At 71.9% G+C, this 13,535-nt stretch carries 12 protein-coding genes and 1 pseudogene; 9 read left to right on the top strand and 4 right to left on the bottom strand.

The window, feature by feature from the left end:
- Nucleotides 1-21 precede the first annotated feature (21 nt).
- The gene (locus CCL05_RS00065; RefSeq protein ID WP_086558376.1) at nt 22-294 is read left to right on the top strand and encodes an acyl carrier protein; all 273 of its coding nucleotides are present in this window, start codon (nt 22-24) and stop codon (nt 292-294) included.
- Nucleotides 295-761: 467 nt separating this feature from the next.
- On the opposite strand, the gene CCL05_RS00060 is transcribed toward CCL05_RS00065, so the two are convergent.
- Nucleotides 762-2,585 (bottom strand): condensation domain-containing protein, encoded by a 1,824-nt coding sequence (locus CCL05_RS00060; protein ID WP_086558375.1) that lies wholly within the window; start codon nt 2,583-2,585, stop codon nt 762-764.
- Between the two features lie 463 nt (nt 2,586-3,048).
- Here CCL05_RS00060 and CCL05_RS43750 point away from each other — a divergent pair.
- Nucleotides 3,049-3,338 (top strand): annotated as a pseudogene (locus CCL05_RS43750) (transposase); the annotation flags it as partial.
- 7 nt (nt 3,339-3,345) lie between these two features.
- Here CCL05_RS43750 and CCL05_RS00050 read toward each other — a convergent pair.
- Nucleotides 3,346-4,734 carry a glycoside hydrolase family 43 protein gene (locus CCL05_RS00050; RefSeq protein WP_086558374.1) on the bottom strand — a complete coding sequence of 463 codons (1,389 nt, stop codon included), beginning with the start codon at nt 4,732-4,734 and terminating at the stop codon, nt 3,346-3,348.
- Between the two features lie 240 nt (nt 4,735-4,974).
- On the opposite strand from CCL05_RS00050, the gene CCL05_RS00045 reads away from it, so the two are divergent.
- Together CCL05_RS00045 and CCL05_RS00040 are read left to right on the top strand one after the other, a co-directional pair.
- Nucleotides 4,975-6,402, top strand: coding sequence for an amidase (locus tag CCL05_RS00045; protein WP_086558373.1), 1,428 nt, complete (start codon nt 4,975-4,977; stop codon nt 6,400-6,402).
- Between the two features lie 72 nt (nt 6,403-6,474).
- Nucleotides 6,475-6,921 carry a type II toxin-antitoxin system PemK/MazF family toxin gene (locus CCL05_RS00040; RefSeq protein WP_086558372.1) on the top strand — a complete coding sequence of 149 codons (447 nt, stop codon included), beginning with the start codon at nt 6,475-6,477 and terminating at the stop codon, nt 6,919-6,921.
- Here CCL05_RS00040 and CCL05_RS00035 read toward each other — a convergent pair.
- Entirely contained in the window at nt 6,875-7,726 is an 852-nt protein-coding gene (locus tag CCL05_RS00035) for a TIGR02452 family protein (RefSeq protein WP_167409481.1), read from the bottom strand. The two genes, CCL05_RS00040 and CCL05_RS00035, sit on opposite strands and share 47 nt — an antisense overlap.
- 291 nt (nt 7,727-8,017) lie before the next feature.
- Here CCL05_RS00035 and egtA point away from each other — a divergent pair, with 291 nt between their 5' ends.
- The 5 genes from egtA (at nt 8,018) to CCL05_RS00010 (ending at nt 12,756) form a co-directional block, all read left to right on the top strand.
- Nucleotides 8,018-9,331 carry an ergothioneine biosynthesis glutamate--cysteine ligase EgtA gene (gene egtA, locus CCL05_RS00030; protein ID WP_086558371.1) on the top strand — a complete coding sequence of 438 codons (1,314 nt, stop codon included), beginning with the start codon at nt 8,018-8,020 and terminating at the stop codon, nt 9,329-9,331.
- Entirely contained in the window at nt 9,328-10,665 is a 1,338-nt protein-coding gene (egtB, locus tag CCL05_RS00025; protein ID WP_086558370.1) for an ergothioneine biosynthesis protein EgtB, read from the top strand. Before egtA ends, egtB begins: the two co-directional genes overlap by 4 nt.
- Nucleotides 10,665-11,456: an ergothioneine biosynthesis protein EgtC gene (egtC, locus tag CCL05_RS00020; protein ID WP_086558369.1), complete on the top strand. Its 792-nt coding sequence runs from the start codon at nt 10,665-10,667 to the stop codon at nt 11,454-11,456. Before egtB ends, egtC begins: the two co-directional genes overlap by 1 nt.
- A complete protein-coding gene (gene egtD / locus CCL05_RS00015) occupies nt 11,453-12,415 on the top strand; it encodes an L-histidine N(alpha)-methyltransferase (protein WP_086558368.1) in 963 nt (320 codons plus the stop codon). Before egtC ends, egtD begins: the two co-directional genes overlap by 4 nt.
- A gap of 125 nt (nt 12,416-12,540) precedes the next feature.
- Entirely contained in the window at nt 12,541-12,756 is a 216-nt protein-coding gene (locus tag CCL05_RS00010; protein WP_020275707.1) for a dodecin, read from the top strand.
- A 73-nt stretch (nt 12,757-12,829) separates the two neighbouring features.
- Here CCL05_RS00010 and CCL05_RS00005 read toward each other — a convergent pair whose 3' ends face one another.
- On the bottom strand, nt 12,830-13,324 hold the full coding sequence (locus CCL05_RS00005; RefSeq protein WP_086558445.1) for a phosphatase domain-containing protein: 495 nt from the start codon (nt 13,322-13,324) through the stop codon (nt 12,830-12,832).
- Nucleotides 13,325-13,535: the final 211 nt, after the last annotated feature.

The raw sequence follows: 13,535 nt of genomic DNA, 5'->3' as shown, positions 1-13,535 counted from the left end.
GGATTCGGCCGGCAGGGAGACATGGTGACTGATACGGATGGTGACATCCGCGGCACCGTCGAGGAGGCGTGGTACGCAGCACTCGGAGCGCAGGCCGCCGACGACGGGGGAAATTTCTTCGCGCTCGGTGGCACCTCGCTGTCCGCAGTCGAATTCATGACCCGCGTGGAAGCGCGCCTGGAGATCGACTTCCCTCTGGAACTGCTGTTCCGCAGACGGGCCTTGCCCGACATCATCGACGAATGCACGCGCAGGTACCGTGACCTCCATTCCCGTCGTGGCCCCTCTTCCTGACGCAGAGCCTCGGCGACTGCCGGGGTCGCCCGAACTTGGGTGGACAGACACAGCCGGCGGGCCCCGGCCGCAAGCGAACTCGGCATCGTACGACTGCCGCTTCTCCGCCTTGGCCCCCGACTCCCCCGCTTTCCTTGCAGTCAAAGCCTCGACGCCACGAAGGGAAGGCCATCCTGCTGTCGCCTCCGCCTGTGCCGCGGGAGGTGGCCAGCCGGTCAGGTCCGTGATCTGCCCGCGGAGCACTTCCCACTCGCTGGTGATCCGCTGTTCGCGGGCCTCCAGCAGGGCCAGGACCGCGGTGGGGTGAGATCCGGGCGGGTCATGAGCCGGGCCAGGTGGACTTGGTGGTACCGGTCGGAGAATCCAGCACGGCCTCCGTCAACACGATCAGCCGGAGACCACCTGAGCCACACGGTCAGGCGACAGCACCACGGACATGGACTCCCGTACCACCCTCCGGCTTCCAGTCACTCCTGACGGCGGTGCAGCCGTCGGCCCAGACTGCGCAAGGACATCGGCAGGGTGAAGTCGTGCGGCCCGAGGCCGGTGTAGCCCTGTTCGGCGAGGTGATCGATGATCGCGGGGACGGCGCCCAGCGCGCCGCCGCTCTCCGCGTAACCCTGGCCTTCGTCGACCGTGGACATCCCGTTGACTTCCAGGACCGCGGCGACCAGGGCGAGGACCGACGGCTCGGTCCGGCCGGCTCCCTCTTTCGCCTGGCCCTCGATCAGGAAGCGATGAGGGGCCACCGTCGCCGCCCCGGGCCGCACCTGGCAGAGCAGATGCTCCCTCAACTCGGCGTCGTTGAATGGCTCTTCGGTCCCAGGTTCGCAGATCACCCGGCACTCGAGCCCCACCGTGCCCTCGGTGCCGGGGGTCACGGTGGTGGAGGAGGCCCGCACCGCGAGGTGCGAGACGAGCGCCTCGTCGACCCGCTCGGGCAGCACCAGGTCGACCCCCACCACCGGGACGGCGGGCGGCGCCGGCGCGTAGGGGTCGCCGCTATGGGCGATCCGGCATATCCCGTCCCAGTCGAGGTCTCCTTGCAGGTGGGCGGCGAGCAGCTGTTCCGGGCCTATCAGCAAGGCCCGCATCTGCGGAGCGGTGAACACCGCGCCGTTGAACGTGGCGGAGGTCACCGTGACGCCATCGGTGATCCGGGTCATGAGATAGCAGTCCAGCCCTCGGTGGTCGGGCATGGTTTCGTTGCGGCCCATCAGCAGTTCGAGTTCACCGACGGCGCCGGCGGCCGCCGCCAGCAACTCCTCCTCGGAGCTGCGCTGCAGAGAGTCGAAACCTTCATCGAAGGAGAAATTGACAATGGTGCCATCGGCGATGGCAGCACCTCGTCGACGTTCTTCCGCCGAAATGAGCTGTCGAAGGGTCAGATAGCCGATCCGGTAACGGCTCTGAGCGCGCAGCGTCTGCATTGCCACCCGTTCGATGAGCGCGCCGAAACCGGGCCGGTCGGAGGTCGCCACGACCACGGGCAGGATGCAGTGAAAGCAGCCGATGGTCTCCGCCTCGGCATCCGTCCGGCCGACGAAGTGATTACGCACGACACTGTGCGGGGCAGCGGAGAGCGCGGCGAGCAGCGCGTGCACGGTGGCGGCGTGCACGACGGCCGGGGTGGTCCGATGGCGCCTCGCGGCGAGTGCCAGTAGCGGTGCCAGGCGGTCCGTGCGGTACGTCGCCCCGTAGTGGTGCATCAGGTCGTCCTGGGCCGGGACGAACATACGGTTCGGGATTTCACGAACAGCCCTCGCCCAATAGGCGGTCGAGGCGGCTCGATGCTGCGCGAGCGGTCCGCTCTGCTCGGCTAAGGCAGAGTCGAGCGGCTGGTGCCGACGGCGGGACGCTGCCGGCTCCGCGCCAAGCGCAACCTCGCGGACGGCGAGCGCGAACTCCGCCTGGAGCAGCGGGATACTGTGCCCGTCGAAGACACAGTGGGAGATCACAAAGAGGAGTTCGGTCACCCACTCCCCTGCGCGCACCGCCCCGACTCTCAGCGGGCCCTCCCGGGACAGGTCGAACTCGGTCTCAGCGATGGCGAGTTCGAGGCTTCTGCGGACGTCGGCCGCTTCGTCCAGGACATGGAGCGCGTCCAGCGCAGGCGCATCGGTCCGCTGCTCGGGCAGGCCGTCGGGGCCTCGGACGATCAGCGTACGGAAGGCCTCGTGGCGATGGACCAGAAGTTCGACAACTCGGCGGGCCTGGCCGAGATCAATGGGGCACTCGGGCGTCATCCAGACCAGGGCGTTCGACCCCGCGCGCAGGCGGGTATCCTGCATTTTCCACCATTCGAACTCCTGCGCGCCACCGAGCGGGCCCCTGCGAGCCGTCGACTTCCCACCGTCCAACGGTCCCGCTCCCCTTACTGCGCAAGCGCTTCAACAGCGAATCGGTGCAAGATTCACACCGGGGTTCAGGCCTGTCAAGGTGGAAACTCCATGGGGGCTCCTGCCCCGGACTCGAACCTGCGGCCACGCCCGCTACGGCAAGTCATACGTCTGCCTCAGTGCCGAGGACAGCTCCGTGCACGCGGCCTGCAACTGCTGGGGCGAGAGGACGGGCATCATCGGCGGACCCCTCGGGGCCAGCAGGGCGGACTGGGTCTGCACAGCGGGTGCCGGACGGGCGGATGGGACCGGAAGCCGGACTGATGGCTGACCCATGTCACACAACTAGAGCGTGTTCTTTGATGGGTTGGTCAGTTGATCGGATATGTCTATCCGATGAGTGATCACTGATGCGATGTGGGACTGGACCGAGCCGCTCATGCCGGCCGATCCGGTCCGGGGACGGCGCTGGGCCGATCACCGCGGCACGCTCGAGGCCATCGCGTGGAAGTACCGCACCAACTCGCCCTGGCGGGACCTCCCCGAGGAGCTCGGCTCGTTCCAGACGGCCCACAAGCGGCTGATCAGGTGGGCCGTCGACGGCACGTGGGAGAAGATCTTCGCCGCCGTCCTCGCCGCAACGGATGCCGTCGACGACATCGGCTGGACCGGGCCCACCAGCACGCCGCGGGAGCACTCAGAAGGGAGCAGGTCAGGCCCAGGATGCCACCGGCACGAACGAACTGTCCTGGCGGAACTGGTCCGTCCCGTCGGTGCGTTCCACGCGGAGCTGGTAGGCGTAGTGGCGCAGGTAGTACCCGGGGTAGTTGTACGACTCGAAGCGGACCGTGCCCGATGCCGTGCCGGTCCGCAGGACGAACGTGGCGTCCTTGGCGAACGTGCTCGTGCCGTCGTTCGGGTCGAAGCGGGCGCGGAAGTCCCAGTGGCGCAGGTAGTTGCCGGCCGTGTCGCGGAAGGAGCAGCCGGTCGCGTCGGCCAGGCCGGCGACGACCGTGAAGGTGGCGGCCTGCTTCTCGGTGGTGGTGCTGGAGCCGCTGACCACGGGCAGGTTGAGGAGTGCGGACTGCTGCTGCCAGTGTCGGGTCGGGTAGTTGGCCGAGCGGAAGGAGCGGGTGGTGTTGCGGGCGAGGCTCGGGCCGCCGGAGACCGTCTCCTTGACGACCGTGAAGTGCCGGGCCGTGCCGGAGATGCCGGGGAGTGCGGCCGGTGCCGTCCAGGTGGCGAAGGTGTCATAGCTGTCGGAGTAGTAGTAGGTGCCGTCGCCGTAGCCGTCGAAGAAGATGCGCCAGCCGCCGTTGTCGAGCCGCACCAGCGCCGGGCCCTCGCGGTAGCTGCCCCAGCCCGCCCAGTCGCCCGTCCTGCGGATCGTGTACGGGCCTGTGAGGTTCGAGGCGGTGGCGTACTCGATGTACTTCGTTGTCTCGTTCTTCGGGAAGGCGTGGTAGGTCGAGCCGGTCTTCACGATGAACGTGTCGATGTGGTTGGCGCCGATGCCCGCCAGTGCCACCGGTGAACTCCACGCCGTCAGGGCGGAGTTCGTGGCGCGCAGCAGATACGGCGTGAAGATCCACTCGTCGTTCGTGGTGGAGCAGGACACGATGACGCTGACGCTGCCGTCGCTGTCGACGAACCACTCGGGCGCCCAGGCGCGGGAGAGGTTCGCGAGGGGGACGGTGTAGTCGTACAGGAACGTCCAGTTGACGCGGTCGGAGCTGCGGGCGAAGCCGATGGTCCTGCTGGTGTCCTGCCAGGTGTGCGTGGTGTAGGTGACGTAGTAGTAACCGTCGGTGTGTCTGATGACGCTCGCGTCGCGGATCCGGTTGGCGGGTGGCGTGTACGCGGAGGAGCGCAGCAGCCGGAAGTCGGTGGCGTCGTCCGACTGGTAGACGTTGACCGTGCCGTCGTTGCTGTTCAGGAACGGCACGATCGTGTAGCGCGTGGCCGAGCCGTTCGGGGGCGCTGCGGCCAGGGCGCTGCCGAGCAGTCCGGGCGCCTCGCCCAGCAGCACCGCCGAGGCGGGCAGGGCGGCCAGGGAGCGCAGCAGCGCACGGCGGGACGGGGCGGCGGGGCGTGAGGTCACGGGCGGCTCTCCCTGAGACACAAGGATCGATATACCGAACAAGGTTCGGCAACTCGATCAGACGTGGGGGATCAGAAAGTAAGGGCGAGGCGCAGGGGCGTCAATGGTTTGAACAGGAGCGGATGCGCCCAGTGAGGTAGAAGTGGCCCGTGGGTGAACGTCCACTCCAGTCGTCGGCGTACCACCACCGGCCATCGGACGTTACCGTTCGGTAGAGAGGTTGCTTCCGGAGGTGTCCGTATGACGCTCGACCGTGCTGCAGGCCTGGCGGAGACCGCCCGTGCGCTGGCCGCCGGGGACGTGACGTCCCGGGCGCTGGTCGAGCGGACGCTGGCGCGGATCGAGGCGACGCAGGGCAGCATCAACGCCTTCCGGATCGTCCGGGCCGAGGCGGCGCTCGCCGAGGCCGAGGCCGCCGACCGGGAGCTCGCCGCGGGCGGGCGGGGGCCGCTGCTCGGGGTGCCCGTCGCCGTGAAGGACGACATGGACGTGGCCGGTGAGCCGACCGCCTTCGGCTGCTGCGGGGAGTTCCCGCCGGTCGCCGAGGACGGCGAGGCGGTGCGGCGGCTGCGCGCGGCCGGGGCCGTGATCATCGGCAAGACCAACACGTGCGAGTTCGGGCAGTGGCCCTTCACCGAGGGACCGGCCTTCGGGGCCACGCGCAATCCGTGGAGCACGGCCCATACGCCGGGTGGTTCCTCGGGCGGCTCGGCCGCCGCGGTCGCCGCCGGACTGGTGCCCGCCGCGCTCGGCTCGGACGGCGCCGGCTCGGTGCGGATCCCGGCCGCGTGGACCCATCTGGTCGGCATCAAACCGCAGCGCGGCCGTATCTCCACCTGGCCGCGCGGGGAGTCCTTCCAGGGCATCACCGTCAACGGCACCCTGGCCCGTACGGTCGCCGACGCGGCCCTGCTGCTGGACGCGGCGAGCGGCAACCACCCGCTGGACCCGCACCGGCCCCCGGCCGTCGACGCGTCGGCGGCCGTCGGCCGCGACCCCGGGCGGCTGCGCATCGCGCTCGCCCTCAAGCCGCCGTTCACGGCCGTTCCCGCCCGGCTCCTGCCTCAGGTACGGACCCGGGTCGTCGAACTCGCCGAGCAACTGGCGGCGTTGGGGCACACCGTCGAGGAGGCCGACCCGCCGTACGGGCAGATCGGGCTGACCTTCGTGCCGCGCGCGACGGCCGGGATCGCCGAGCGGGTGGCCGAGGCGCCCTTCCCGGCGCTGCTGGACCGGCGCACCCTGGGAGCGGCCCGGCTGGGCCGGCTGCTCGACGGGGCACCGCTGCGGGCGGCCCGGCGTGCGGAAGCCGTCCTGCACCGTCGTATCGGCGGGTTCTTCACCTCGTACGACGTCGTCCTCGCGCCCACCACCGCCGCTCCCCCGCCCCGTATCGGCGCCCTGCTGGAACTCAGCGGTTTCGCCACCGACCGGGCGATGATCGCCGCCTGCCCGTACGCCTGGCCGTGGAACGTGCTGGGCTGGCCGGGCGTCAACGTGCCCGCCGGTTTCACGGCGGACGGTCTGCCCGTGGGGGCACAGTTGCTCGGCCCGGCGAACAGCGAACCGCTTCTGGTGCGGGTGGCCGCGCAGTTGGAGGCGGAGCTGCGCTGGCACGAGAAGTGGCCCACGCCCCCGCCGGTCACGGAACGTTCGGCTGCCGCCTGAGCGACCGTACGCGGTTCCGCATGGCGACCGGTCGGTGGCCGGGCGCACGGGAGCAACGTCTAGGGTGCCCGCGTGACCGCGTTTACCGATGAGAACGTCCCGGGCCGCTCCGGCCCCTCCGCCACCACTCAGGCCGATCCGCGCGAGGTGGGCCGGGTGCGCACCGAGTACTCGCCCGCGCACGACGGCGATCCCGACCCCGGCGAGATCGTCTGGACGTGGGTGCCCTTCGAGGAGAACGACGGGCGCGGCAAGGACCGCCCGGTGCTCGTGGTCGCCCGCGAGCCGGCGGGGACGTTCCTCGCCGTGCAGTTGTCCAGCAAGCGGCATGACGGCGATCGGGAGTGGGTGCCGATCGGCAGTGGTCCGTGGGACCGGTCGGGCCGCGAGTCGTGGGTCGATGTGGACCGGGTGCTGCGGCTGCACGAGGACGGCATGCGCCGGGAGGCCTGTGCCCTGGACAGGATGCGGTTCAACCTCGTCCGGCACCGGCTGCGGGAGCGCTACGGCTGGAGCTGAAGGCCTGCTCGAAGGCGCCCCGCACCCGGGCGTCCGGCGTCCGGTCCAGCACCCCGAACACCACGTGCTCGAAGGCCTGCGCGAAGCGCCCGCCGGGTTGCAGCAGTGTCCGGAACGCCCCGGCGACCTGCGCCGGGTCGTTGCGGAAGACGCCGCATCCCCAGGCGCCCAGCACCAGGCGCCGGTACCCGTGGGCGGCGGCCGTCTCCAGGACCCGTTCGGCGCGGACGGCCAGGGCCCGCGGCAGTTCCGGGACTCGTTCGGGTGCCGTGCGGAGCACCACGCCCGCGTTGGGCGCCGCCGAGGTCAGGAAGCCGGCGGTGTACGGCGCGTCCAGCAGGCGGCCCCGGTCGTCGCGGAAGACGGGCACGGCGGGTGAGTGGATGACACGGTCCGTGTAGAACGGGTCGCGGTGGGCGCGGTGGTGGTCGTAGAACGCGCGGGCCCGGAGCAGGCAGGTGTACAGCGCGGAGGCCCGGCACAGGGCCTCTTCCTGGGCCTGGGCGCCGTTGAGGTAGCCGCCGCCGGGATTGCGGGCCGAGGCGAAGTTCAGTACTGCCACGTGTCCGCCGAGCCGGCGGGCGGCCTCCAGGCTGCTCTCGCCCGTGACCTCGACCAGCGTCCGAGTCACCCGGATGGAGGGCATCCGCACCGGTACCGGTTCCGGACCGTACATGCGCGTGCCCTCACGCGCGGCCCGCAGCTCGTCGGCGATCGACACCTCGCGCCCGTCCGGTGCCCGGTAGGCCCCCGCCGCCACGATCTGCTCGGTCTGCTGTGCGACACCGCGCAGGCGCGCGCTCACGGCGCCACCCCCGTGTGCGCCGTGGCCGCGTGCCGCGCGGCCGGTCTTGTCGTGCTCACGTAGGCATCGTGGGTTATGCCGGCTGTCAGGTGCAACGGGGTTTTCGCCACGGGAGAACACCGGGGAAAGCGCCGGGAAACGCCCGGTCAGGCCGGATGACCGCCCCGGAACGCCCCGGTACGCCCCCTTGTGCCGAGCGACGCGAGGGACTTGGGTGGGACGAGTGATCCCGGCTCGGGCCGCCGAAGTGCCCGAACCGGTGGCATGGTGGAATCTCAGGAGGATCCCGACATGTCCGATGCGCCCACTGCTCCGGCGGGTGGCTGTACCCAGCCGCACCCCGCCCTGTCCGAAGCCGAGGTCGAAGCTCTGGTCCGCGGCATCTGCTTCAAGACCGGCCCGCCGCGCCGCCTCGGCGTCGAGGTGGAATGGCTCGTCCACGAGCTGCGCGCACCGCAGCTCCCCGTCACACCCGAACGACTCGACGCGGCCTACGCCGCACTGCGGCCCCTGTCCCTGAGGTCGGCGCTCACCGTCGAGCCCGGCGGCCAGCTGGAGCTGAGCTCGCTCCCCGCCGCCTCGCTGACGGAAGTCATCGCCACCGTCTCCGCCGACCTCGACGCCGTCCGCGCGGTCCTGCGCAACAACGGCCTCACGCTGGTCGGCCTCGGCCACGATCCCTGGCACGAACCGCGCCGGTTCCTGCGCGAACCGCGCTACGACGCCATGGAGGCCTGCCTCGACCGCACCGGCCCCTCCGGCCGCGCCATGATGTGCGCCTCGGCCTCCGTGCAGGTGTGCGTGGACGCCGGCCACGAGGAGCCGGGGCCCCTCGGCCATGTGCGGCGCTGGTGGCTGGCCCATCACCTGGGCGCGGTCCTGGTGGCCGCCTTCGCCAACTCCCCGCTCGCCGGTCACCGGCCGACCGGCTGGCTGTCCACCCGGCAGCTGACGTGGACCCGGATCGGCCCCGGCCGGGCGGGCGGACCGCCCCTGGACGCCGCCCCGCGCGACGCCTGGGCCCGGCACGTGCTGGACTCCCCCGTGATGTGCGTACGGCGCGACGGCGGGCCCTGGGACGTCCCGGAGGGGCTCACCTTCCGGGAGTGGATCCGCACGGGCGGCCCCCGGCCGCCCACGCGGGAGGACCTCGACTACCACGTCACGACGCTGTTCCCGCCGGTCAGGCCGCGCGGCCACCTCGAACTGCGCATGATCGACGCGCAGCCCGGTGACGACGGCTGGATCGTGCCGCTGGCCGTGACGGCTGCGCTGTTCGACGACCCGGAGGCCGCCGAGACCGCCTACCGGGCCGTGAAGCCGCTGGCCGAGCGCACCCTGGGGCTGCCCGCGCCGCACAACCCGCTGTGGGTCGACGCGGCCCGCAGCGGGCTCGCCGACGCCGAACTGCGCGAGGTGGCCGTCGCGTGCTTCACGGCCGCGCTGGACGCCCTGCCCCGGCTCGGCGCCGGACCCGAGGTCGTCGAGGCCGTCACGGCCTTTCTGGACCGTTATGTCGTCCTGGGCCGCTGCCCCGCCGACGACCTGCTCGACCGACAGCGCGGCACGGACGGTCGCGCCCACGGGAAGGACCCGCGCCCATGACCGACACGAGCCCCGCCGTCGACACCGAACCCACCGACCCCGAGGTGCTGCGCGAGCGCGCGGTCGCCTCGCTGGTCGTCGCCCGCGACCGCACCACCCTGCTGACGAGCTGCGTCGAGGACCCCGACCTGACCGCGCAGCACTCGCCGCTGATGTCGCCGCTCGTGTGGGACCTGGCGCACATCGGCAACCAGGAGGAGCAGTGGCTGCTGCGGGCCGTCGCCGGGCACGAGGCGATACGGCCCGAGATCGACGGCCTCTACGACGCGTTCGAGCATCCGCGGGCCGAGCGGCCGAAGCTGCCCCTGCTGCCGCCGGCCGAGGCACGCGCGTACGCGGCCGAGGTGCGCGGCCGTGCCCTGGACGTGCTGGAGCAGGCCGCGTTCCACGGGACGCGGCTGACGGAGGCGGGGTTCGCCTTCGGAATGATCGCGCAGCACGAACAGCAGCACGACGAGACCATGCTGATCACCCATCAGCTGCGCCGGGGCCCGCAGGCGCTGACCGCGCCGGACCCGGACCCGGTGCCGCTGTTCACCGGCCCGGCCGAAGTCCTCGTCCCGGGCGGCCCGTTCACGATGGGCACCTCCGACGAGCCCTGGGCCCTGGACAACGAACGGCCCGCGCACCGGCGCGAGGTGGCGCCCTTCCGGATCGACACCACGCCGGTGACGAACGGCGCGTACCAGGCGTTCATCGAGGACGGCGGCTACGACGACCCGCGCTGGTGGACGGCGGACGGCTGGGCCCACATCCGCCGGAACTCCCTCACGGCCCCGCTGTTCTGGCGGCGGGACGGCAGGCAGTGGCTGCGGCGGCGCTTCGGCGTCACGGAGGTCGTCCCGCCGGACGAGCCGGTGCTGCACGTGTGCTGGTACGAGGCCGACGCCTATGCCCGCTGGGCGGGACGCCGGCTGCCCACGGAGGCCGAGTGGGAGAAGGCGGCCCGCCACGACCCGGCCGGCGACCGCTCCATGCGCTACCCGTGGGGCGACGCCGACCCGGGGCCCGAGCACGCCAACCTCGGCCAGCGGCATCTGCGTCCGGCGCCCGCCGGGAGCTACCCGGCCGGCGAGTCGCCGCTCGGGGTACGGCAGTTGATCGGCGACGTGTGGGAGTGGACGGCGAGCGACTTCCTGCCGTATCCGGGGTTCCGGGCGTTCCCGTACAAGGAGTACTCGGAGGTCTTCTTCGGGTCCGACTACAAGGTGCTGCGCGGCGGTTCGTTCGCCGTGGACGCGGTGGCCTGCCGGGGCACGTTCCGCAACTGGGACCACCCGATCCGGCGGCAGATCTTCTCCGGGTTCCGCACGGCCCGCTCGGAGGACGTCTGATGTGCCGCCATGTGGCGTACGTGGGACCGGCCGAGCCGCTCGGCCGGTTCCTCGTGGAGCCCGCGCACGGCCTGTACCGGCAGTCGTGGGCGCCCCGGCGGCAGAAGTACGGGACGGTCAACGCCGACGGTTTCGGCGTGGGCTGGTACGCCGAGGGCGATCCGGTGCCGGCACGCTACCGCCGGGCCGGGCCGATCTGGGCGGACCTGTCGTTCGCCGATCTGGCCCGGGTCGTACGGTCCACGGCACTGCTCGCCGCGGTGCGGGACGCGACGCTGTCGGGTGCGGACGCGGAGGCCGCGGCGGCGCCGTTCGCGGCGGGGACCTGGCTGTTCAGCCACAACGGGGCGGTCAAGGGCTGGCCCGGCTCGCTCGCGTCGGTGTCCCGCACCCTGCCGCCACAGGACCTGCTGTCGCTGGAGGCCCGCAACGACTCGGCGCTCGTGTGGGCCCTGGTCCTGGCCCGGCTCAGGAGCGGCGACGAGCAGGGCCAGGCGCTGGCCGACACGGTTCTGGAGGTCGCCGCCGCCGCGCCCGGTTCCCGGCTCAACCTCCTGCTCACCGACGGCGACACCATCACCGCCACCGCCTGGGGCGACACCCTCTGGTATCTCACCCGGCCCGGCGGCGGCACCGCCGTGGCCTCGGAGCCCTACGACGACGATCCGCACTGGCAGGAGGTACCCGACCGCACGCTGCTCACGGCGAGCCGCACGGACGTGCTGCTCACGCCGCTGAAGGAGCCGGCCGACACCCTCGTGCCCGCCTCACCCAAGGAGCCCCGTACGTGAGCCCGTTCCGCCTCACCCGCACGCTGCCCGAGGACGCCACGGACGCCGCGCTGCGCGCCGACGTCCACCGGGGTCTGACCGGCCGTCCCAAGACGCTGCCGCCGAAGTGGTTCTACGACGCGCACGGCAGCGACCTCTTCGAGAAGATCACCGAACTCCCCGAGTACTACCCGACGCGCGCCGAACGGGAGATCCTCCTCACGCGCTCCGGCGACATCGCCGCGGCGACCGGGGCCCGGACCCTGGTCGAGCTCGGCTCCGGTTCCTCGGAGAAGACGCGGCATCTGCTCGACGCCCTGTCGGATCTGCACACCTACGTCCCCGTCGACGTCAGCGAGAGCGCCCTCACCCAGGCCGGGCAGGCGCTCGCCGCCGAGCGGCCGGGGCTCGACGTGCACGCGCTGATCGCCGACTTCACCGCGGAGCTGACGCTGCCGGACACCCCGGGGCCGCGGCTGGTGGCGTTCCTCGGCGGCACGATCGGCAACCTGCTGCCCGTCGAGCGTGCCGCGTTCCTGGCGTCCGTGCGGACCCTGCTCGCCCCGGGCGACGCCCTGCTGCTGGGCACGGACCTGGTCAAGGACGAGGAGGTGCTGGTCCGGGCGTACGACGACGCGGCCGGGGTGACGGCCGCGTTCAACAAGAACGTGCTCACCGTGATCAACCGTGAACTCGGCGCCGACTTCGAGTTCGCCGCGTTCGACCATGTGGCGCTGTGGGACGCCGAGCACGAGTGGATCGAGATGCGGCTGCGCTCCCGTACGGCGCAGACCGTGAAGGTGCCGGCGCTCGACCTCGCCGTCGACTTCGCGGCGGGCGAGGAGCTGCGCACCGAGGTGTCGGCGAAGTTCCGGCAGGAGAGTGTGCGGGGCGAACTGTCCGCGGCGGGGCTGGACCTGGCCCACTGGTGGACGGACGAGGCGGGCCGGTTCGCGCTGTCGCTGAGCGTGGTGCGATGAGCGTGGTGCGCTGACATCTGTCGCATGCGTGTGCGGCGGGGCGGGAGGCGACGTCTCGCGCTTCGCCGCCGTTTGGGGCACGGTGGAGTCACGTGTGACACCCGTCACTGAAGAGGAGCAGCGGCATGTCGAACCACACCTACCGGGTCACGGAGATCGTCGGCACCTCCCCCGACGGCGTCGACGAGGCCATCCGCAACGGCATCAACCGGGCCTCGCAGACGCTGCGCAACCTGGACTGGTTCGAGGTGACGCAGGTGCGCGGGCAGCTCGAGGACGGGCAGATCGCGCACTGGCAGGTGGGGCTGAAGGTGGGCTTCCGGCTGGAGGAGTCCGAGTAGCCAGCGGCCCTGCGCAAGGCCGGCTCCTGGCAAGTCGCCCGGCAGAGGTGAACACTTTTGCCCATGCGAACCCTCAGGTGCGCCCTTCCCGCTCCTGCGCCGCCTTCAGCTCGGCGGACCTGGCCGCCCAGTCGGCCCGTACGACGGTGAAGCCCGCGCGCCGGGCGTCCTCGCAGACCAGTTCGTCGTCGTCCACGAGGACGCGGACCTCGCGGGTGCGGGCGAGCCGCCGCAGGATCTCCAGCTTGGTGAACCGGGCGGGCCGGCGGTCGGCGTCGCGCCGCATGTACACCCGCCCCTCCGGCAGTTCCTGCGCGGCGAGCCAGTCGAGCGTGTCCCGCCGGCAGCGCTCGGGCCGCCCGGTGAGGTAGACGATCTCGCACTCCCGCGCGCTCTCCTTGACCAGGGCGATGCCCTCCGGGAGCGGCGGGTCCTCGGGCGCCGCCGAGAAGAACCCGTCCCAGTCCCGCGGCCGGCGCTCCAGGAACCGCTGCCGGTGCGCGGTGTCGGCGAGGGTGTTGTCCAGGTCGAACACGGCCAGCGGGGCCACACGGCGATCGTCACTCACGCTGCCCACCCTAGGCCGTCCGGCGGTTCCAGTCGCCCGCCCAGGCCACGCCGACCGCGCGAGCGCCGGGGACGGGCGGAGACGGCCCTCTCCCCGGGGCCCGGCAGGGGCCCGCGAGCCGCACCCCTCGGAGCCGGTGCGTGGCCCGGACCGCACCGGCAGTACTCCCACGTCCGCCCCGGCCCGGGGGAACCGGCCCTTATACACATCT

The sequence above is a fragment of the Streptomyces africanus genome (assembly GCF_002150735.1).
Lineage (GTDB): Bacteria > Actinomycetota > Actinomycetes > Streptomycetales > Streptomycetaceae > Streptomyces > Streptomyces africanus.
Note: the sequence above shows the minus strand (reverse complement) of the source record. Positions and strands in the feature narration are given on the sequence as shown.